This is a genomic window from Rossellomorea sp. KS-H15a (genome assembly GCF_024195245.1).
Lineage (GTDB): Bacteria > Bacillota > Bacilli > Bacillales > Bacillaceae_B > Rossellomorea > Rossellomorea vietnamensis.
The window spans coordinates 18,850-39,671 of the sequence record NZ_CP096886.1 but is presented as its reverse complement, the minus strand read 5'-3'; the positions used below and the strand labels follow the sequence as shown (position 1 = coordinate 39,671).

At 44.3% G+C, this 20,822-nt stretch carries 20 protein-coding genes and 2 riboswitches; of the genes, 19 read left to right on the top strand and 1 reads right to left on the bottom strand.

The features are described 5' to 3' along the window. Positions 1-5: 5 nt before the first annotated feature. Together M1J35_RS00180 and M1J35_RS00175 are read left to right on the top strand one after the other, a co-directional pair. Positions 6-761: an ABC transporter permease gene (locus tag M1J35_RS00180; protein WP_254652378.1), complete on the top strand. Its 756-nt coding sequence runs from the start codon at positions 6-8 to the stop codon at positions 759-761. A gap of 378 nt (positions 762-1,139) precedes the next feature. Further along, on the top strand, positions 1,140-1,754 hold the full coding sequence (locus tag M1J35_RS00175; RefSeq protein ID WP_254652377.1) for a transposase: 615 nt from the start codon (positions 1,140-1,142) through the stop codon (positions 1,752-1,754). Between the two features lie 33 nt (positions 1,755-1,787). On the opposite strand, the gene M1J35_RS00170 is transcribed toward M1J35_RS00175, so the two are convergent. After that, positions 1,788-2,015 (bottom strand): hypothetical protein, encoded by a 228-nt coding sequence (locus M1J35_RS00170; protein WP_254652376.1) that lies wholly within the window; start codon positions 2,013-2,015, stop codon positions 1,788-1,790. 174 nt (positions 2,016-2,189) lie between these two features. Between M1J35_RS00170 and hpf the strand changes: the two genes are divergently transcribed. The 17 genes from hpf (at position 2,190) to M1J35_RS00085 (ending at position 20,710) form a co-directional block, all read left to right on the top strand. Beyond that, positions 2,190-2,768, top strand: coding sequence for a ribosome hibernation-promoting factor, HPF/YfiA family (gene hpf / locus M1J35_RS00165; RefSeq protein WP_061811450.1), 579 nt, complete (start codon positions 2,190-2,192; stop codon positions 2,766-2,768). Positions 2,769-2,932: 164 nt separating this feature from the next. Beyond that, positions 2,933-3,769, top strand: coding sequence for a DUF1028 domain-containing protein (locus M1J35_RS00160; RefSeq protein WP_254652375.1), 837 nt, complete (start codon positions 2,933-2,935; stop codon positions 3,767-3,769). Between the two features lie 130 nt (positions 3,770-3,899). Beyond that, the gene (locus M1J35_RS00155) at positions 3,900-5,024 is read left to right on the top strand and encodes a YecA family protein (RefSeq protein WP_254652374.1); all 1,125 of its coding nucleotides are present in this window, start codon (positions 3,900-3,902) and stop codon (positions 5,022-5,024) included. 380 nt (positions 5,025-5,404) lie between these two features. Further along, a complete protein-coding gene (gene secA, locus M1J35_RS00150) occupies positions 5,405-7,915 on the top strand; it encodes a preprotein translocase subunit SecA (RefSeq protein ID WP_061811454.1) in 2,511 nt (836 codons plus the stop codon). Positions 7,916-8,269: 354 nt separating this feature from the next. Then, positions 8,270-9,371, top strand: a protein-coding gene (gene prfB, locus M1J35_RS00145) for a peptide chain release factor 2 (protein ID WP_156030177.1) whose coding sequence is annotated in 2 segments (ribosomal slippage) — positions 8,270-8,341 and positions 8,343-9,371 — 1,101 coding nt in all. Because the reading frame shifts where the segments join, the coding sequence is not laid out codon by codon here. Positions 9,372-9,782: 411 nt separating this feature from the next. Continuing rightward, the gene (locus M1J35_RS00140) at positions 9,783-10,655 is read left to right on the top strand and encodes a YitT family protein (RefSeq protein ID WP_061810140.1); all 873 of its coding nucleotides are present in this window, start codon (positions 9,783-9,785) and stop codon (positions 10,653-10,655) included. An 82-nt stretch (positions 10,656-10,737) separates the two neighbouring features. Then, on the top strand, positions 10,738-11,052 hold the full coding sequence (gene cccB, locus M1J35_RS00135) for a cytochrome c551 (RefSeq protein WP_159362867.1): 315 nt from the start codon (positions 10,738-10,740) through the stop codon (positions 11,050-11,052). A gap of 570 nt (positions 11,053-11,622) precedes the next feature. Then, on the top strand, positions 11,623-12,309 hold the full coding sequence (gene ftsE, locus M1J35_RS00130) for a cell division ATP-binding protein FtsE (RefSeq protein WP_034764386.1): 687 nt from the start codon (positions 11,623-11,625) through the stop codon (positions 12,307-12,309). Next, complete coding sequence (gene ftsX / locus M1J35_RS00125; RefSeq protein WP_224521900.1) at positions 12,299-13,183, top strand: permease-like cell division protein FtsX; 885 nt, start codon at positions 12,299-12,301, stop codon at positions 13,181-13,183. The genes ftsE and ftsX overlap by 11 nt, the downstream gene beginning before the upstream one ends. Before the next feature lie 39 nt (positions 13,184-13,222). Next, on the top strand, positions 13,223-14,581 hold the full coding sequence (locus tag M1J35_RS00120) for a murein hydrolase activator EnvC family protein (protein WP_254652373.1): 1,359 nt from the start codon (positions 13,223-13,225) through the stop codon (positions 14,579-14,581). Between the two features lie 171 nt (positions 14,582-14,752). Beyond that, positions 14,753-14,841, top strand: a riboswitch (cyclic di-GMP riboswitch). Between the two features lie 117 nt (positions 14,842-14,958). Next, a complete protein-coding gene (locus M1J35_RS00115) occupies positions 14,959-15,204 on the top strand; it encodes a hypothetical protein (RefSeq protein ID WP_254652372.1) in 246 nt (81 codons plus the stop codon). Positions 15,205-15,414: 210 nt separating this feature from the next. Then, entirely contained in the window at positions 15,415-15,993 is a 579-nt protein-coding gene (locus M1J35_RS00110) for a class I SAM-dependent methyltransferase (RefSeq protein WP_254652371.1), read from the top strand. Positions 15,994-16,008: 15 nt separating this feature from the next. Then, positions 16,009-16,620, top strand: a complete 612-nt coding sequence (locus M1J35_RS00105; RefSeq protein WP_254652370.1) for a hypothetical protein — start codon at positions 16,009-16,011, stop codon at positions 16,618-16,620. After that, positions 16,613-17,194, top strand: a complete 582-nt coding sequence (locus tag M1J35_RS00100) for a redoxin domain-containing protein (RefSeq protein WP_254652369.1) — start codon at positions 16,613-16,615, stop codon at positions 17,192-17,194. Before M1J35_RS00105 ends, M1J35_RS00100 begins: the two co-directional genes overlap by 8 nt. 83 nt (positions 17,195-17,277) lie before the next feature. Continuing rightward, the gene (locus tag M1J35_RS00095; RefSeq protein ID WP_098439039.1) at positions 17,278-17,658 is read left to right on the top strand and encodes a DUF302 domain-containing protein; all 381 of its coding nucleotides are present in this window, start codon (positions 17,278-17,280) and stop codon (positions 17,656-17,658) included. Positions 17,659-17,783: 125 nt separating this feature from the next. Continuing rightward, complete coding sequence (locus M1J35_RS00090) at positions 17,784-18,923, top strand: trans-sulfuration enzyme family protein (protein WP_254652368.1); 1,140 nt, start codon at positions 17,784-17,786, stop codon at positions 18,921-18,923. Between the two features lie 88 nt (positions 18,924-19,011). Beyond that, positions 19,012-19,130: riboswitch (SAM riboswitch) on the top strand. 284 nt (positions 19,131-19,414) lie between these two features. Continuing rightward, complete coding sequence (locus M1J35_RS00085; protein ID WP_254652367.1) at positions 19,415-20,710, top strand: homocysteine synthase; 1,296 nt, start codon at positions 19,415-19,417, stop codon at positions 20,708-20,710. The last annotated feature ends 112 nt before the right edge of the window (positions 20,711-20,822 follow it).

The window sequence follows — 20,822 nt, the reverse complement described above, 5'->3', positions numbered from 1 at the left end:
GAAACATGACGAATTTAATCACCAATGAACTCATAAAACAAATCTCCCGACCACGTATGTGGATTTCACTGGGGTTCATCGTTTTCATCGATTCCATCGCGTCCCTATTTGTCTATCTGCTGTTCGACGGCATCCAATTTTCATTTTGGGAGTACATGCGGATCAGTTCTAACCTCCTTATGATTATTCAACTCTTCAGTCTGATCATAGCTGGGGACATCGTTTCAAGTGAATTCTCGTCGGGCACCATTAAGCTATTGCTTATCAGACCTATTAACCGCGTGAAAATTTTACTTTCTAAATACATAACCGTGCTAGTCATCGCCACTGTCTTAACAGCCTCTCATTTCTTATTTTCCGCCGTTCTCGGTTCTCTGTGGTTTTATGATAGTTTCTTTGATTTGAACGAGAACTTTTTCATTGTGGCAGGAGCTTACGTACTGAGATTCATAGAAATGATGGTGATTTGTTCCTTCGCTTTTACCTTCTCGGTCGTGACGAGAAGCAGTTCGTTTGCGATTGGTTCTACTATTTTTCTGACCTTTTCTGCCGGGACATTTTTGGTTTTGATGAACGAGCTTGGTATGGAGTGGGGGAGGTATCTGCTGTTTGCGAATACTGATTTGCAGCAATACTTCTTCGGGACGCCGCCGTTTGAGGGGATGACGTTTGGGTTTTCGGTTGGGGTGATCGTCGTGTATTTGGTTGGGTTTGGTGGAATGGCTTGGTGGAGTTTTGGGAAGAGGGATGTGGATGTTTAGGTTGGTGGAGGGACTTTTTGGGTTCAGCTGCTTAATAAACGGATTTAATCACCTGCTGATATTTGAGTGAATATCAGCAGGTGAATATCTTAATTATTTCAGCAGCCGATCTATAGCAATTAATCAAAAAGATATTTCTTTTCGAAATTGAAGGTTAGAGGTGATAGATTGAAAACGTACAAGGAGTTAACCTACATACAAAGAGTGAAAAGACAAATCATCTTTACCTGCCTGTTAGCAAGCCTCATTTTCATACCTCACTATCCAATTTGGATATATCTTATTGTCATGTCATATAATGTTGGAAACATAGTTTACAATCTGAAAAAACATAGAGAAAGCAAAAAAGATACCGGCCTCTGAGTACCTTCAAGATTGGTGTTAGCAGGAATTTTAAAAAGAATGTCGAATAACAAAGATACATCAACCAATAGAAAGGAAGTTGCTATGTACAAGAAAAGAGAGTGGTCGCCAGGCTTTATCTATCATATCACTGCAAGGGGAAACCGGAAGTATACCATTTTTCGCAATAAAGACGATCGCTTGAAATATTTAGAAATAGTAGAAGCCGCAAAAGAAAAATACCCCTTTATCCTACACTCCTATTGCCTCATGACGAATCATGTTCACCTCTTGATTGAGACTCAGAATCATCCTCCAGGAAAAATCATTCACTACATCCATTACCGGTATGCCAGATACTTCAACAAGAAAAACGGTTTTAATGGGCATCTTTTTGAGGGTCGGTTTAAGTCAGTTCTAATTACCAATAACAAACAACTGATCGACACCAGTTGTTATATCCATCTTAATCCAGTAAGAGCGGGTATCTGTCCCGCACCTGAAGGTTATCAATGGTCCAGTTACCGATCTTTTATAACCAGCCGCCCCAACAAGCATGTAGAAACAGAAAAAATTTTGTCTTATATGGACGACGGTTCGAAAAGTCATTATAAGTTTTATGTGGAGGTTAAATTACATCAGTTTTTGTGAGAGTTAATGAGTTCAGCTGCTGAATATATGTTATTATTCAGCAGCTGATTTTCTTTTGGAATTTGACTGCTGAATTTCACCTATTATTCTCCTGCTGAAAAAACAGCCAAAATCAGAAGCTGAACCCATATTTCCCCCCTCCAAACCCCCCTTCACAATTCCGCCCCAAACTCTCCACAAAACCTCCATATCCCCACGTCTAATCCCCCAAAAAAAGTGAGATAATAATACCATAAAGAGTGCAAGGTGAACCCAAAACACTCGCAACCTTCACCCCACTCTTAAAACTCTCCAGACCCTGATACATCAACACTTTCGACACCACCTAACAATCTTCACGAAAAATTGACAAAAAATTAAGAAAGTTTAAGAAGGAGAATTGTAGGGAATGGAGAATATATAAACATAGCTTTATTTTTAAAAGGAGGAGTTTACATGTTGAACTACAACATTCGAGGCGAGAACATTGAGGTAACTCCAGCGATTCGCGAACACGTGGAGAAAAAGATTGGTAAGTTAGACCGTTACTTTAATGAAACTCCTGATGCAAATGTACATGTTAATTTGAAAGTGTATCCTGATAAAAATACGAAAACTGAAGTGACTATTCCAATGCCGCAATTAGTTCTACGTGCAGAGGAACGCAACGCAGATATGTATGCGGCCATTGATCTGATAGTAGATAAATTGGAGCGTCAAATTCGCAAACATAAAACCAGAGTGAACCGTAAGATGCGTGAAAAGGGCAGCCCGAAGGAATTCTTCGCGGCTCAGGAAGATCTGAATCATGTTTCTCCTAACGGTGCAGCTGCCGTTGAATTGGAGGAAGAGGACGATGCGGAAGTAGTAAGAACAAAACAGTTCAATCTGAAGCCGATGGACAGCGAAGAAGCGATCCTGCAGATGAATATGCTGGGTCACACATTCTTCATCTTCACTGACGCAGAGACGAACGCTACGAACATTGTGTACAAGCGTCGTGACGGCAAGTATGGCTTAATTGAAACAAACTAATCTGAATAACCTTAAATCCTGTAGTCTCCTGGACTACAGGATTTTTTCATAAAAAGAAGGATTTATTTTCCTTTTGTCGAATTTTGAAAGTATAAAATAAGGGTTTTTTTGTTTGCGGAAGAATGATTAATTCCTGAAGCATTAATCTAAAGGAGGACTTCACCATGACATATTCCATTGTAGGTTATGACCCGGAAGAAAAGGAATGGGGGATTGCGGTCCAATCCAAGTTCCTCGGTGTTGGTTCGGTTGTGCCGTTTGCAAAAGCGGGAGTAGGGGCTGTGGCGACTCAGTCTTATGCCAATACTTCTTACGGCCCACATGCGCTTCAACTGATGGAGGAAGGCAAGACGGCGGAAGAGGCACTTGATATCATCACAAGGGATGACCCGGAGCGTCCATTGCGCCAGGTGGGATTGATCGATGCGTGTGGCAACCCGGCCACTTTTACCGGTGAAGGGTGCTATGACTGGGCAGGTGGACAGACTGGAATGCATTTTGCCGCTCAGGGAAATATTTTAGTAGATGATCAAACCGTGAAGGCGATGGCGGATACCTTTGAGTCCACCACCGGGTCTTTGGCTGAAAGGCTGCTCCACGCCCTCGATGCCGGCCAGGAAGCAGGCGGTGATTCCCGTGGCATGCAGTCGGCTGCTCTTTTAGTCGTAAAGGAGAACGGTGGATATGGCGGGTTCAATGATCGGTATATTGATCTGAGGGTCGACGATCACGCCTCACCCATTAAGGAATTGAAACGGATCTTTCATTTGCACCAGCTCTATTTTAAAGAGTCGGATGCCGGCAGGGTGGTCCTCCTCGAAGGTGAGATTCACGATGAAGTGGAACGTGAACTCACCCGTCTTGGCTATGCGAAAGAAAAGCAGTCCCTCTATCAAAATTTGAAAGACTACCTGCACACGGAAAACTTTGAAATGCGTGAGCAGGAAGAGAATTATATCGATTTGGATGTCTTGGATTATATGAAAAATCAAGGAAGATAATTGTAAAAAGAACCAGTCGGAAAGTGATTGGTTCTTTTTTCTTGTTTCAAAACAGTTTAATGCTTGCCTGAAATGTTATATAATGAACCTTTGTGTACGGGACTCAGAGAAGTTGGAGGTAAATACAAACATGAGTACAGTCGGAAGAAATGAACCATGCCCTTGTGGCAGTGGAAAGAAATATAAGAAATGCTGTGAAAACGTTGTGAATATAGATACGCTGGTGAGTCAGGAACTGGATGTGCTGCAGGCACAGCTGTATGACTTCATCGCTACGGCCCAGTCTGCCGAGATGGAAGAATCCTACCATCACTATCTGTCCAAGATGGATTTGATGCAGGCAGATCCCGATATATATGAAATGGCATTTGTCAGCTGGTACGGAGCCACTCAGAAAGATGCTGACGGTGTTCGTTTGATTGAACGATTTGTAGATAAGCAGCTGAGCACGGTGACTCGACCACAGACAGCTGAGGTATTGGAGTCATGGAAAAATGTAAGGGTGACAGCGGGTACGGTAGAAAAGCTTGATGACAACACGCTGCGTGTCGGGGAAGCGATCACGGGAGATACGCTTATCGTGACGGAAAAATTCGGTAAGCTTGAAGAGAACAGCTTCTTCCTGGGGTTACTATTGCCGAACGGGGAGAAATATCTTCCGTTTGCTCAATACTTCATTTATCCGGCGATTGAAACAGCGGCGATGGAGTTAGTGAAGATCCGTTTCGAACAGGGAGGGTTTGAAACTCTTCATGGTTACTTATCAGGTCAGTACCTGGAAATCGCGGATGTCGGATTCGTCCTTTATAGTGCGGAGAAGAAGAAGGCTGGAAAAGCAGCGGCAACGGATAAAGCGTCTGCTGAATCAGATCCAGCGCATGATTCTGATGAGGGTTCTGCAGACTCCATTGAAGGCGTCGAAATCTGGAAGACGCCGGAATACAACGAAGCGATCACCTCACTTCAAACCTTCCTGACTGAAAAAGGGGAAGATAAGAAAGAGAGTGAACTGCTCGTAGCCGTATTGGAAAAATACTTCTACACAGAACGCCCTACGATCCGCAACCCGAAAATCTACTCGGGGGCTATGGTCGACATGGCGAAAAACATCGACGAAATCAGTATCCGCCACGTTCAAAAGGAACTCGCCGAATACTTCGATGTTTCTGCCAACAGCATCTCAAGACGAAGCAAGCAAATCTGGGAAAGCTACCAGGACACCGTCTACGAACTGCTGAAAGCAACGAACGCCTAAACCAAACTCAATACACATCCTACAAAAGTCGTCTGATAAAGGCGGCTTTTTTTGAGGGACGGACCTCCCAAATCACGACCAATCTGGAAAGAAAGCTTGATATGAAAGCTTTCAACCTTCCAAAGGATAGCAATAGGGAGGTCCGTCCCTCAAAGGCTTAAGTTGTAACCGATATGGGATAGTGGTAAGATTGATAGGGAAAATATCGTGTTTGTGTGGGAGGATAATTGGGTTTTGTAGCGAATTTTAAGTAGAGTGATGCGGAAGAGGTCCTGGGAATTTACAGGGATTTCACATTATTCTCATCCAAATCTCATTTTCTTTCGTTATACTTGTGACGTTTGGCTCTCATTCCAACACAGATAAAGGAGCGTTTATACATGCTTGGTCTATTGAATAAAGTGTTCGATGCGAATAAAAGAGAATTAAAGAGGCTGGAGAAACTGGCCGATCAAATAGAAGAATTAGGACCCGATATGGAGCGTTTGACGGATGATGAAATCCGTGAAAGAACGGAGCGTTTCAAAGAACGCTATCAAAAGGGTGAAGATTTAGAGGACATGCTCGTTGAAGCATTTGCTGTCGTACGTGAAGCGGCACGCCGCGTATTGGGCCTATACCCGTACCGCGTTCAGCTCATGGGTGGTATCTCCCTTCATGGCGGGAACATCTCCGAGATGAAAACCGGTGAAGGTAAAACCCTGACGGCGACGATGCCTGTTTACTTGAATGCCATCACAGGAAAAGGCGTTCACGTTATCACGGTCAATGATTATCTGGCGAGCCGTGATGCGGAGGAAATGGGTAAACTGTACAATTTCCTTGGACTGACTGTTGGGCTCAATCTCAACTCAATGTCTAAAGATGAAAAACGCGAAGCATATAGCGCGGATATCACTTATGGTACGAATAACGAATTCGGATTCGATTACCTACGTGACAACATGGTCCTCTATAAAGACCAAATGGTTCAGCGCAGTCTTCATTTTGCCGTTATCGATGAGGTCGACTCCATCTTGATCGATGAAGCACGTACACCATTGATCATTTCAGGTAACGCCCAGCGCACGCCTCAGCTTTATATCCAGGCGAATGCCGTTGTCCGTACTCTGAAAAAAGAAGAAGATTACACATATGATGAAAAAACAAAGGGTGTTCAATTAACGGAAGACGGAATCAGCAAGGTGGAAAGAGCCTTCCATATTGATAACCTGTTTGATATTTCACACGTAACCCTGAACCACCACATCAACCAGGCGTTGAAAGCTCATGTAAGTATGCACCGTGATGTGGATTATGTTGTCCAGGAAGGCGAAATCGTCATCGTTGACTCCTTCACGGGACGTCTAATGAAAGGCCGCCGTTACAGTGACGGTCTTCACCAATCGATTGAAGCCAAAGAAGGTCTTGAAATTCAGAATGAAAGCATGACGATGGCAACGATCACGTTCCAGAACTACTTCCGTATGTATGAAAAGCTGTCTGGTATGACGGGTACAGCGAAGACAGAAGAAGAAGAGTTCCGTAATATTTACAATATGAACGTTATTGTCATCCCTACGAATAGACCAATCGTTCGTGATGACCGCGCCGATTTAATTTACGCGTCCATCGAAGGAAAGTTCAACGCCGTAGTGGAAGACATAAAAGAACGTAACGATAAAGGACAGCCTGTACTGGTCGGTACGGTTGCCGTTGAAACGTCAGAATTGATTTCTAAGCTCCTCACGAAAAAAGGCGTACGCCATAACGTGTTGAATGCGAAAAACCATGGCCGTGAAGCGGAAATTATTTTAGAAGCGGGTCAGCCTGGTGCTGTTACGATCGCCACGAATATGGCCGGTCGTGGTACAGATATCAAGCTTGGCGAAGGCGTCATCGATCTTGGCGGTCTTGCCGTCATCGGTACGGAACGTCACGAATCAAGACGTATCGATAATCAGCTTCGTGGACGTTCCGGACGTCAGGGAGATCCAGGGGTGACTCAATTCTATCTTTCAATGGAAGATGAATTGATGAGAAGATTCGGATCTGACAACATGAAGAGCATGATGGAACGCCTTGGAATGGACGATTCCCAGCCGATCCAGAGTAAAATGGTCAGCCGTGCTGTAGAATCAGCTCAAAAACGAGTAGAAGGAAACAACTTCGACGCTCGTAAACAGCTTCTTCAATATGATGATGTCCTGCGTCAACAGCGTGAAATCATCTACAAGCAGCGTAATGAAGTCATCGACTCCGAAAACCTTCGTGACATCGTTGAAGGCATGATCAAATCAGTCATCGAACGTCAAGTGGCGGCTCATACGGCAGAAGAAGAGATGGAAAATTGGAATCTTCAAGGTATTGTTGATTACGTCAATGCCAATCTTCTACCGGAAAATGACGTGACAGTCGACGACCTTCGTGGAAAAGAAGCCGATGAAATGATGGCTCTCATCTTTGAAGACGTACAACATCGTTACAATGAAAAAGAAGAGCAGCTGACGCCGGAACAGATGCGTGAGTTTGAAAAGGTCATCCTGCTTCGCGCCGTTGATACGAAATGGATCGATCACATCGATGCCATGGATCAACTTCGCCAGGGTATCCACCTTCGTGCATACGGACAAAACGATCCACTGCGTGAATATCAGCATGAAGGATTCGCCATGTTCGAAAGCATGGTACTCGCCATTGAAGAAGACGTGGCAAAATACGTCATGAAAGCGGAAATCCGCAACAACCTGGAACGCCAGGAAGTGGCCAAAGGCCAAGCGGTCAATCCGAAAGAAGACGGTGCAAAAGCCAAAAAACAACCAGTCCGCAAACAAGCAGACGTCGGACGCAACGACCCATGCCCATGCGGAAGCGGCAAAAAATACAAACACTGCCACGGCATAACCGGATAACGAAAAGAAATGAGATGATACCTGGGACTTAATTTGCTAAAATGAGTTCCAGGTACTTTTCCGTTTTTTATGGGTAGCTGAAGTAGAGGGTATTAATAGTGGATGATTTTGTAAGCAGGTTTTTTTAAAAGCACTGTTGATTGGAGCGGAAGGTGCTCGACTCCTGCGGGAAAAGCGGGACAGGTGAGACCCCGCAGGCGAAGCCGAGGAGGCTCACCGCCCGCCCCGCGGAAAGCGAGCACCTGCAGCGGAAATCAACCACTACTATCTAATGGAAAATCCAGCCACTCTACTTCTGGTATATTCCCAATAAAATAATCTCAACAACCCAAATAACTATAGAGGTGACCACACATGGAACTATCAGAAATCAGAGCAGAGTTAGAAAAATCAGCTAAGACATTAGCGGACTTCAGGGGGTCTCTTTGACTTAGAAAACAAAGAGGCACGAATCCAGGAACTGGACGAAATCATGGTCCAACCCGACTTCTGGGATGACCAGCAAACAGCACAGGGACTGATCAATGAAGGTAACGGCTTGAAGGAACTTGTCAATGAATACAAATCATTGCTTGAATCCCAGGAGAACCTTGAACTGACCCTTGAACTGGTCAAAGAAGAACCGGACGAAGAACTTCAGAAAGACCTGGAAGAAGAGCTTGCTGACCTGGTTAAACGTCTAAACGACTACGAGCTTCAGCTTCTTCTAAGTGAAGAGCATGATAAAAACAACGCCATCCTGGAACTGCATCCCGGTGCAGGCGGAACCGAGTCCCAGGATTGGGGTTCCATGCTTCTCCGCATGTACACACGCTGGGGTGAAAAACGCGGATTCAAGGTGGAAACACTGGATTATCTTCCAGGGGATGAAGCGGGGATCAAGAGTGTAACGTTAGCGATAAAGGGTCACAACGCATACGGCTACTTAAAAGCTGAAAAAGGCGTGCACCGTCTTGTTCGTATTTCTCCGTTCGATTCGTCAGGGCGTCGTCACACATCCTTCGTGTCCTGTGAAGTCATGCCTGAATTCAATGAAGAAATTGAAATCGACATCCGTACGGAAGATCTGAAAATCGATACGTACCGTGCAAGCGGAGCCGGTGGACAGCATATCAATACGACCGACTCAGCTGTCCGTATCACCCACTTACCGACCAACGTGGTGGTAACGTGTCAATCGGAACGTTCCCAAATCAAGAACCGTGAGTCAGCGATGAAAATGCTGAAAGCGAAGCTCTATCAGAAGCGGATCGAAGAGCAGGAGCAGGAACTTGCTGAAATCCGCGGGGAGCAAAAGGAAATCGGATGGGGCAGTCAAATCCGTTCATACGTCTTCCACCCTTACTCTATGGTCAAAGACCACAGAACCAACACAGAATCAGGGAACGTACAAGGCGTCATGGACGGCGACATCGATCCATTCATCAACGCCTACCTGCGATCCAAAATAAAGTAATATTAGATAATAAGCTGACCTCGTCAACCACTGGCGGGGTCTGTTTTTTTGAGGGACGGACCTCTAAACAGCACAATAAAGCAGCTGTTTCGCCCCCCGTGAAGGTCCGTCCCTCAAACCTCACCTCATTAATGCTTTAACACGTTATTGAACTGTTATTTACACCTTTATGCGCCCATGCTATACTCTCAAAGGTTGATACAGAAGGGTCTGATGAAGATATCACCCTCTATATCATCTTCTTCATCACAGGTTTATGAAAACAGAAGTGCTGCTTTTTTTTGGATGTATATGTATACTTCTTCACAATCAAGGGGTGCCCTTACGGAGGTCCGTCCCTCGAGGAGTGGTGCATCAAAGAAAGCGTTTGTACTCATACTATTAATACATAGGTTAAAGGAGTCGTACTGGATGGGTTTGAAGGAAAGGCGTCGTGAGCAGGTAGTTAATCCACGGAAAGAGAAGTTGTTAGAGTATTTGTTTGTAGTGTTCGGTTCAACGATTGTAGCCATAGCGTTTAATGTATTCTTACTACCGAATGAGGTCGCTTCAGGAGGAGTAAGTGGGATATCTACGATTTTGAATGGATTGTTTGACTGGAAGCCCGCATACGTTCAGTGGGCATTCAATATACCATTATTCATAGCAGGACTGATCTTCCTGGGTCTTCAATTCGGAGTCAAGACAGCCATTGGTACGGTGTTTTTACCACTAGTCGTATTCTTGACCGAAGACTGGAAACCATGGACGGAGGATCCCCTGCTTGGAGCCCTTTTCGGAGGTATCGGGGTAGGACTTGGGTTAGGGATCGTATTTCGTGGAAGGGCTTCTACGGGAGGGACGGACCTTGCCGCCCAGATCGTCAATAAGTTCACAGGTCTGTCCTTGGGAACCTGTGTTGCCCTAATAGACGGGATGATCGTCCTTTCTGCAGCCATCGTCTACGATATCGAACGTGGATTATATGCTTTGATCGGTTTATATGTAACAAGTAAAACCATCGATCTCGTCCAGGTAGGAATAAGCAGATCGAAAATGGCGCTGATCATTACCAATCGCCAGGAAGAAGTTCGTGAAGGAATTCTGAATAAAATCGACCGTGGAGTGACAAAACTATCAGCATACGGGGGTTATACGGATGACGAGCGCCCGATCCTCATGTGTGTCGTGGACCAGACAGAATTCACAAAACTGAAACAACTGGTCAAAACCATTGACCCTTCAGCATTCGTCGTAACTATGGACGCTTCAGAAGTATTGGGGGAAGGTTTCAAACGGGTTTAAACCTGGTATAATTATGTAAGAGAGGGACGGACCTGACAACTGATCCGTGACTCTGAAATATGTTTTCCTTAGGGGGATAAAAATGAAGAAAAAGCTGCTAGGTGTTCTTTTTGGCGCTTCATTGGTACTTGCAGCCTGCGGTGGTAACGACGGCGACAGTACAGAAACAAGCTCCGGCGGAATGGATCCTGAAAAAATCGTAAATAATAAGTGCTCCAGCTGTCATGGTGGGAACCTTGAAGGCGGAATGGGGCCGGCCCTTAAAAATATCGGGGCAGAACTAAGCAAAGATCAAATCCTTGAAACCATTAAGAATGGTAAAGGACAAATGCCTCCTGGACTCATCAAAGGTGATGAAGCAGAAGCGGTTGCAGAATGGTTATCGAATAAGAAGTAAAATCGGGAGAAGAATCCAATGGGTTCTTCTTTTATTTTTGCCGAGATTTGCTTAAAGTTACCCAATCGAGGCGGTTGTTTTATAGACAAGCCTTCCTCTAAATAGATATCCACAGTTTTTTCCCAATTCTTCTTTAAGTCTTTGTTACAGAACCTTTTCTCATGAAATCACGCAAATGTTATTCTCTCTAATAGCTAGAATTATAACCTAGTAACTTAATCTGATTACCATCATCTTAGCGTTTATCATGATGGTATCCTTTTATGTAAGTATGTAGTATTAGGACCAGTTAATAGGTATAAATAACTATAAAATGGTCTGAACATAGGTAAAATCGACAATAAAACAGGTAATAAATTCACATTTTTTCAGGTTCTGAAATGTAAATGTAATAATTTTTTTCCTTAACTTACTATAAAGAGATGTTATAATAATTTTCGGAAGCGTAATTCGAGGTTTTTCACCATTTTTTGTCTAACGGTGATAAAGACGACTTTGGTTACGTGCCGTGTACATATGTCGATAACAGCCAAGAGGGTAACTACATAATACAAATTAGGTGATTTGAAAATGATAGAAATGAAAGACGTCTACAAGCAGTACAGCAACGGTGTCATGGCTGCTAATGGCTTTAACGTCCACATTAAGCAAGGTGAGTTTGTGTATGTGGTTGGGCCTAGTGGTGCCGGGAAGTCTACTTTTATTAAAATGATGTACCGCGAAGAACGTCCTTCCAAAGGAGATATCGTTGTAAATGGTATCAATCTCGCAAAACTGAAAAATAGTAGAGTTCCATACTTAAGAAGAAACGTGGGGGTTGTATTCCAGGATTTCAAGCTGCTACCATCGCTGACAATCTATGAAAACATTGCCTTCGCACTTGAAGTGATAGAAGAACATCCAAAGCAGATTAAGAAAAGAGTCATGGAAGTACTGGACCTGGTAGGGTTAAAGCATAAAGCAAGAATGCTGCCGAATGAGCTTTCCGGTGGGGAACAACAACGTGTATCGATTGCTCGATCCATCGTGAATACCCCGAAGTTGGTAATCGCCGACGAACCTACAGGAAACCTTGATCCCGAAACATCATGGGATATCATGAACATATTTGAAGAAATCAGCAACCGTGGAACCACGGTGATCATGGCTACGCATAACCGGGAAATCGTGAATACAATCAAGCATCGGGTAATCGCCATTGAAAATGGCCGGATTGTCCGGGACGAACAGCGAGGTGATTACGGTTATGAAAGCTAGAACGTATGGCCGCCACCTTAGAGAAAGCTTCAAAAGCATTGGTCGTAACGGCTGGATGACATTTGCATCAGTGAGTGCCGTTACCGTGACACTACTACTTGTTGGTGTGTTCATCGTCTTAATGCTAAACATGAATAAGGTAGCAACCGATATTGAGAAAGACGTTGAAGTACGGGTCTTACTCGAAATTGGGACTGAAAAATCCCAAACCGAACAAATAGAAAAGAAGATACAAAACATAAGTGGTGTGGAATCGGTTGAGTATTCTTCCAAAGAAGAAGAACTTCAAAACCTCGTCAAGGATCTGGGAGACGATTTCAGATTGTTTGAACAAGATAACCCATTATATGATGTGTTTATCGTAAAAGCAGACAATCCAAGGGACACCGGGAAAATCGCAGGTCAAATCAGCAAATTTGATGGTGTCAATGAAGCCCTTTACGGGGAAGCGAAGATTGAAAAACTATTCAATGTACTGGAAATGAGTCGGAATGTTGGACTTGTATTGATCATCGGTCTGTTGTTCACGGCAATGTTCCTCATTTCAAATACAATCAAAATTACCATTGTCGCCCGAAGAAGGGAAATCGAGATAATGAAACTCGTGGGTGCAACCAACTGGTTTGTACGCTGGCCATTCATATTAGAAGGTTTATGGCTTGGAATTTTAGGTTCTATTATCCCGATCGCTCTTGTCTCAACAGGTTACTACTATGCCTATGGATTTATTAAACCAAAACTACAAAACAATTTTATTCAGATATTAGATTTTACCCCCTTTATCTATCAAGTAAACGGATTAATTCTATTAATGGGTTGCCTGATCGGGGCTTGGGGAAGCTTTATGTCTGTGCGTAAATTCTTAAAAGTGTAAAATTTGATAGGTTGATAGAAGCTGAAAGGAGCATGCCGCTTGAACAAGAAGTATTTCATATCATTATCTATTGCAGCAGCATTAACAATCGGAAGTCTACCAACGTTAGCAACCACTGCTAGCGCTAACTCCTCCGTGGAGGACTTGAAGAAACAGCAGGACGACGTTTCATCTAAAAAAGAAGAGATCAATGGCAAGATTAGTGAAAAAAATTCTCAAATCGACCAAACGATCAATAAACAAAAAGACCTTGAATCACAGATTGCCGAAATCAGTACGAAATTAAAAGATACAGAAACAAAGATTGCAGAAAAAACAAAAGAAATTGATGAAACAACAGCAAAGATCAATAAACTTAAAGCGGATATTGAAGAGTTAAAGAAGAAGATTGAAGAGCGAAATGAACTTCTGAAGGAACGTGCTCGTGCCATTCAGGAAAAAGGCGGCTCTGCCAATTATCTAGACGTATTACTAGGAGCGGAAAGCTTCGGAGACTTCATCAACCGTGTCACAGCAGTGAATACCATTGTAAGTGCAGACAAAAAGATCATGGACGAACAGAAACGTGATCAAGAGGAATTAGAGAAGAAGCAAGCGGAAGTGGAAAAGGAGCTTGCTGATCTAGAATCGTCTAAAGCAAACTTGGAATCGTTGAAGAAAGACCTTGATAGTCAAAAGGCTAAAAAAGCTGAATTATTTAAGCAGCTGGAAGCTCAACAGGCTTCATTAAAAGTAGAAAAAGCCGATCTTGAGAAAGAGTCCGATGAACTTTCAAAAATGGAACATCAGCTTGAAGGTGAAATCCAGGCTGAGCAAGCACGTCTGGCAGAATTAGCCCGTCAGCGTGAAATCGAACGTAAGCGCCAGGCAGAAGCGGAAGCGGCGAAGCGTGCAGCAGCACAACAGCAGGCGACAGCAAGCAGCAGCGGCGGGTCTTCATCAGCATCAGTAGCTCCTGAAGAAACAGCTCCAAGTGCCCCTGTAAGTGCAGGAGCATGGACAGCACCAGCACGTGGAACAATCACAACCAACTTTGGTTGGGATGTCTTAAATGGTGAGCGACGTTTCCACTACGGTACAGACATTGCGGCACGTGGAAGTGTTCCAATCTCTGCAGCAGCAGATGGTTATGTCATCAAGAGCCATTACAGCTCAAGCTACGGTAACGTAGTGTACATCACTCACTCTATTAACGGTCAAATGTTTACCACTGTGTATGCCCACATGTCTTCTTCATTAGTGAGCACTGGACAAGCAGTAAATAAAGGTGACAAAATCGGTTACATGGGTAACACAGGTTACTCTTTCGGACAGCATTTACACTTTGAACTATACAGAGGTTCATGGAGTGCGTCACACGCTAATGCTGTTAACCCACGTCAATATATTAACTTTTAAGTTTTAAAAGTCCCTCTTCTATTTTGAAGGGGGACTTTTTTGAGTGAAGGCGGAGGAACTCTTTCTTCCAACTACTTGTAAAGATTGTTAACTGGTAAATCAACAACTTGTTTACGAAAGACTGTTTTCATATCCTTATTTTTCTAGTATAATGGCAATATTCAAGTGATTTTTCGAAAAAGGCAAACTAATTGAAAGATTAGGACGCAAAACCACGGGTCTACCATTTTTATTAAAATAATGATCGCCGGGTTACCGAAAACAATGGAGCAATGAATACTAATTCGAATCTTTTTCTAGTATCATTCAGCCTGCCTTTTTGGTGGGCTTTTTCTCTGGGAATGTTCGTTTTTGTTGGATTTGAATCTGTACGAAGGATGATGATGTTGGAGTTAGCAGATATAAAAAGACAATTAAGAAGTTTCTGCAGAAGAAATCGCACAGCATTGAAGTACACTCATATTGGTGAGTACTCTGCGGAAGAAGTGTGTGAGATGTTTATTGAATGTGTCGGAATCGAAGAGATACAAAAGATTCTACATGACATTGACATTATCAATCAACGCGGTGGAGATACCGTCAAATACTTCATGCTCATCCTCGAAGGATTGAGAGCTGCTTAAGATTTAGATTCCTTCACAGGGTAGCATATTTTCACGTCGTATACGAAAGGATCCTTCAGAGAGGGATCCTTTTTTGCCGGGAAAAGAGCACTATCACCGTCTGTAATCATGACGGTAAGGGATACACTATGAGTAAATCACTTGCCTGAATGATGGAAATTTAAGATACTAATACATAATAGGGTATATATTTCGAACGGAGGAAACGTCATGACCGGACACTTATTCGAACATCACAAAGCTTCAAAGCTCCTTGACCCGGAACGACAAGAGCTCCTACCAGTGGATAATGTATTAAAGTTGCTTCAATTGAGGAAGGAGGATATCGTTGCCGATCTAGGCTGCGGGAATGGCTATCTAACCCTTCCGATTGCCAAAGAGGTGGAGACGAAGGTCCAGGCGGTAGACCTGCAGCAGGAGATGCTTGAGTACCTTAAACATCGTGCTGGGGAAGAAAACATAGATAATATCGTGTATGTAAAGTCGTCTCTTGAATACCTTAGCTTTAACAAAAGTACATTGGATAGGGCCGTTTCTGCCTTCGTCTTACATGAAGTGCCGGACCTGATCAAAGTCTTTCAGGATCTTCACGATATGCTGAAGGACGATGGAATCTGGTTGATTCTTGATTGGGAAGCGGTGGAATCGGAAATGGGACCTCCTTTAGAAGAACGTATACCATCTGAGGAACTTGAACGTCAGCTCAATTCAGCAGGATTCAAGACAACAGTGGGGCATCTGCATCCTTCTGTCTACTATATCGTCGTGAAAAAAAACACTTCTCTATGAAAGGTGTAGAACTGAATGGATGAAAGATGGTACACCATAGGCACCTTTACATTCCCATCTACCTGGGGAGCAATCATCGCCTCGTTCATTTTGACCTTTCTTTTCCTCTACTTCTGGAATCGAAAGGCTAGCGACTGGTATTCAAATGGAGTTTTTTACTTTTTGGTCATCTGGAAGCTGAGTGTCATTCTCGTTGATTTTCAAAATGTCATTGAACATCCCATTACGATCCTTTATTTCAATGGTGGAAGGTGGGGGTATTGGTTAGGCTTGCTGACAGTGCTTTTATTCATTTTCGTTAAAAGGGTGGGTAGGACGTCTCACCTGGTCATTGCCTGGATGAGCACAGTCGTTTTCTTTGAACTTATCTTTCATTTGCTCCAATTTGATATTCTTGCAGGGGTATCTCAATTCATCATCAACGGTGCACTGATCTTATTTTTACTGAAAAAAGAAAATGATAGCGATACTTGGGCCATCCAATTGGTGATCGTTTTCACCCTTATTCAGCTGCTATTCCAATCCATTTATGGAGGCTTTGTGTTTACCACTGTCACCTGGACGTATCTCATTGTGATGGTTTATCTTATCTTTTTCAACGGAAGGTGGAAAACGAACATTGAATAAACGAAATTTTGCTCTGGCGATCGTTGCCCTGCTGATCGGGATCTTCCTGGTGAATTTGTTTCAGGATCAACAGGAAAAAAAGGCAAAAGAAGAGGCTGACCAGTTGGCCAAAGAGTCCATGGATCTGACTGATGCCAAGCAGGGGCTCACCCAAGGGGATCGTGCACCGGACTTTACCTTGACCACTTTAGATGGTGAAGAAGTCAAGCTTTCCGACTATCAGGGAAAGAAAGTGATCCTGAATTTCTGGGCCACCTGGTGCCCGCCATGTAAAGCGGAAATGCCCCATATGGAACAGTATTACGAAAAAAACGCGAAAAAAGAAAGTGTCGAAATCCTTGCTGTCAACTTGACCTCACAGGATGATGGGGAGAAGGCAGTCCAGCAATTTGTCGACGGCTATGAACTCACTTTCCCCATTCTCATGGATGAAAAAGGGGATATCGGAGACGAGTACCGGGCATTCACGATCCCGACCACTTACATGATCGACACAAACGGCCTCATCCAGCACAAAATCGTCGGCCCCATGAACGAAGAAATGATGGGTAAAATGGTCGGAGGCATGGAATAATGGGAGGGACGGACCTTTAAGAAGACGTTTCGTTTTATACGCTATGAGGTATAAGTAACCATGACTCAAAAAGGAGGATCAAAATGTTCCACTACACAAAAGAAGTTTCAATGAATGTGAAGGATGCCGTATCAGCAGTAGAGGCAGCCTTGAAAGAAGAAAGCTTCGGGGTTCTGTGGAATCTTGACCTGGCCGCAAAGCTTCAGGATAAAGGGCTGGATTTTAACGAAGAAGTCGTTGTCCTGGAAGTATGTAATCCCCACGAAGCGAAAAAGGTGCTGGAAGAAAGCATGCTCGTCAGCTATTTCCTGCCTTGTAAAGTGACGGTATACACCGAAAAGGGAACGACTAAGATCGGGATGGCAAAGCCAAGCAAGCTGATTGAAATGGTAGATAACGATGAATTGAAGCGATTGGCGTTGGATATCGAAAATCGCCTGATCGGGTGTTTAGAAAACGTCTGACGATGAGAACCTGTTGCCCTAAAGCGATGGGTTCTTTTTCTTTATCCAGAACCTCATACTCCTCACAATCTTCTGAATATGGTACACTTTTAAAAATACATAGCTTGAGGAAGGATGAATGTGAAATGAAATTCACCACCAAGGTCGTACATAGTCAGCTGAAAGGAACAGAGGAAATCCGTAGTAAGACAACACCGATCTACCAGACGTCAGCTTTTTCTTTTACGTCTCTGGAGGAGCTTGAGGGTTTCTATGAGGGGAAGTCTCCCTATCTTTATTCAAGAACGGGTAATCCCAACACGGATGAGCTTGGGAAGATGGTAGCAGATCTTGAAGGAGCGCCTGCGGGTGTTGCCACGTCTTCCGGCTTGTCGGCAATCCTCGTGGGAATCCTTGCCGTTGTCCAGGCGGGGGATCACATCATCGCAGCGGAGGATTTATACGGAGGTACCTTCCACATGCTGAAAGAAGAGCTGAAATCATTCGGCATTTCCACCTCCTTCGTTGATTTTACGAGTGAGGAAGAAATCGAAGGAGCCCTCACTCCCGATACAAAACTTCTCTACAGTGAGACGGTGACCAATCCGTTTATGCGGGTAGAGGATATTTCAAGAATGGTAGCTCTTGCCGAAAAACACAACCTGAAAACGATGATCGACAATACATTCGCCACACCATTTCTGCGTCAACCCTTCCTTGAAGGGGTCGATTTGGTCGCTCACAGCGCTACGAAGTATATTGGCGGGCATAGCGATATCACAGCGGGAGTCGTAGTCGGAAAAGAAGAGCTTGTGAATAAAGCAAGGGAAAGGGTCGTCAACATCGGTTCCAACTTAAGTCCATTTGAAGCCTGGCTCACATGCCGGGGGGCGAAAACATTGGCACTCCGCGTCGGGACCCAGGCTCAGAACGCAGGAATCCTTGCAGAGGAACTACGCACTAATGAGCAGGTGAAGAGGGTCTATTACCCAACTGATTTATCCGAAAAAGGAAATGGCGCAATTGTCACCATTGAACTCGATGCCAGCTGCGATATCAGCACATTCTTCAAGTCCCTTGGATGGATCAAAATCATCCCGTCCCTGGCAGGAGTGGAAACAACGGTTTCCTATCCAATTGGAACCTCTCATCGTGCCCTTCCGAAAGAAGCTCAGGAAAAATTAGGCATCAACACCCATGTGGTACGCATATCGTTAGGTATCGAGGATGGGGAAGATATCGTTTCTCAATTTAACGAGGCGATTGCAGCTTCTGTTAAAAAATAAAAAGATTCTGAAAATGGTCTTGACGTTGAGGCTGGTTACCCTTTATAATTCATCTCAACGCATGAATTTTCACATTGACAATTAAATGCTCTTATCCAGAGAGGTGGAGGGACTAGGCCCGATGAAACCCGGCAACCTTCATGTACGCACTACGCGTCGCATGAAAAGGTGCTAATTCCTGCAGGCGATCTGCCTGAAAGATAAGAGGAGGACCCTATTCAATTAGACCCTCTTCTTAGGAAGAGGGTTTTTTATTTTATCCTCTTCTAGCTTCTTAGGCTTTTGCATGGGGGTTCAGCAGGAGTATGTTTGGATCTATTCAGCAGCTGATATTCTATGAAAAATCAGCAGGTGAAATCATCCTGTAAATCAGCTGCTGAAATTCTTCACAAATTCAACTGCTGAAAAAACCATCCAATTCAGCAGCTGAACTCAACCAACCAACCATCCACACCAATCCAAAAACCAAAAAACTCTAGGAGGAATTCCAAATGACCAAATCATTCGATTTCGACACACTGCTTCTTCACGGCGGCCAGGAGCCGGACCCAACTACAGGCTCAAGAGCGGTACCCATCTACCAAACGACATCCTACGTGTTCGACAACAGCGATCACGCCGCAAAGCTATTCGCCCTTGAAGAACCGGGGAACATCTACACCCGTATCATGAACCCGACCGTTGACGTGCTCGAGAAGCGCCTCGCCCTTTTAGAAGGGGGAATCGGAGCCCTGGGTGTATCATCCGGGATGGCCGCCATTTCTCTTTCCATCTTGAATATAGCCGGTGCAGGGGATGAGATCGTGGCAGCCACCAATCTGTACGGTGGAACGTACAATTTATTCTCTACGACTCTTCCGAAATACGGAATCAAGGTTCATTTCGTCGATCCGACTGATCCGGAGAACTTCCGAAAGGCGATTACGCAGAAAACAAAAGCGGTATTCGCAGAGACGATCGGAAACCCGAGTCTCCATGTCCTCGACATCGAGTCGGTGGCGAAAGTGGCCCATGACCATCATATCCCACTCATCATCGATAACACATTTGCCACACCATATGTGTGCAAGCCGATTGAGTGGGGAGCGGACATTGTCATCCACTCTGCAACGAAGTGGATCGGCGGCCACGGTACGGCCATCGGTGGAGTGGTCATCGACGGTGGGAAGTTTGATTGGAATCATGAAAAGTTCCCAGGATTCACAGAAGAAGACAGAAGCTATAATGGACTTCGCTACGCACAGGATGTAGGAGCGGCCGCTTTCATCACAAAGTTAAGGGTGCAGCTGCTTCGGGATCTCGGGGCGTGCTTAAGTCCACAGAACGCATTTCTGCTATTGCAGGGACTGGAAACCCTCCATCTCCGAATCGAACGTCACACGGAGAATGCCTTGAAGATTGCAGAACACTTAGATCAGCACAGTGGAGTTGCCTGGGTTTCTTATCCGGGTCTGCCGCAGCATCCGTCCTACGCTCTTGCTCAAAAATATTTGAAAAATGGAGCGGGTTCCATCGTCGTCTTTGGAATCAAAGGGGGCAGGGATTCAGGACGTAAAGTCGTCGACAACATTTCCCTCTGGTCCCATGTTGCCAATGTAGGGGATGCGAAGTCATTGATCATCCATCCAGCGTCCACGACGCATCAGCAATTGAACGATGAGGAAATCCGGGCCACAGGCGTAACCGAGGACCTTGTAAGACTTTCCGTAGGATTGGAATCTGCGAAGGATTTGATCGAGGATCTGGATCATGCGATTGAGGTGGCGTTGGAAACGTCCCGGGTGTAATAGTAAGAAGTTTTTTGGAAAATCTCACGTGAAAACAGGTATTAGAAGCTGGTGAGGGGGCAGCCAAAGTGTATGAAAGTGGGATATCAGAGAAAATCTGATTTTATCAGCG

Excerpts from the sequence above, each read along its gene's own strand:
- hpf (WP_061811450.1), top strand. The coding sequence starts at position 2,190 with ATGTTGAACTACAACATTCGAGGCGAGAACATTGAGGTAACTCCAGCG.
- M1J35_RS00095 (WP_098439039.1), top strand. The coding sequence starts at position 17,278 with ATGTTCCACTACACAAAAGAAGTTTCAATGAATGTGAAGGATGCCGTA.
- M1J35_RS00140 (WP_061810140.1), top strand. The coding sequence starts at position 9,783 with ATGGGTTTGAAGGAAAGGCGTCGTGAGCAGGTAGTTAATCCACGGAAA.
- secA (WP_061811454.1), top strand. The coding sequence starts at position 5,405 with ATGCTTGGTCTATTGAATAAAGTGTTCGATGCGAATAAAAGAGAATTA.
- M1J35_RS00085 (WP_254652367.1), top strand. The coding sequence starts at position 19,415 with ATGACCAAATCATTCGATTTCGACACACTGCTTCTTCACGGCGGCCAG.
- M1J35_RS00115 (WP_254652372.1), top strand. The coding sequence starts at position 14,959 with ATGATGATGTTGGAGTTAGCAGATATAAAAAGACAATTAAGAAGTTTC.
- ftsX (WP_224521900.1), top strand. The coding sequence starts at position 12,299 with ATGAAAGCTAGAACGTATGGCCGCCACCTTAGAGAAAGCTTCAAAAGC.
- M1J35_RS00155 (WP_254652374.1), top strand. The coding sequence starts at position 3,900 with ATGAGTACAGTCGGAAGAAATGAACCATGCCCTTGTGGCAGTGGAAAG.
- M1J35_RS00180 (WP_254652378.1), top strand. The coding sequence starts at position 6 with ATGACGAATTTAATCACCAATGAACTCATAAAACAAATCTCCCGACCA.
- M1J35_RS00160 (WP_254652375.1), top strand. The coding sequence starts at position 2,933 with ATGACATATTCCATTGTAGGTTATGACCCGGAAGAAAAGGAATGGGGG.
- M1J35_RS00105 (WP_254652370.1), top strand. The coding sequence starts at position 16,009 with ATGGATGAAAGATGGTACACCATAGGCACCTTTACATTCCCATCTACC.
- ftsE (WP_034764386.1), top strand. The coding sequence starts at position 11,623 with ATGATAGAAATGAAAGACGTCTACAAGCAGTACAGCAACGGTGTCATG.
- M1J35_RS00090 (WP_254652368.1), top strand. The coding sequence starts at position 17,784 with ATGAAATTCACCACCAAGGTCGTACATAGTCAGCTGAAAGGAACAGAG.
- cccB (WP_159362867.1), top strand. The coding sequence starts at position 10,738 with ATGAAGAAAAAGCTGCTAGGTGTTCTTTTTGGCGCTTCATTGGTACTT.
- M1J35_RS00110 (WP_254652371.1), top strand. The coding sequence starts at position 15,415 with ATGACCGGACACTTATTCGAACATCACAAAGCTTCAAAGCTCCTTGAC.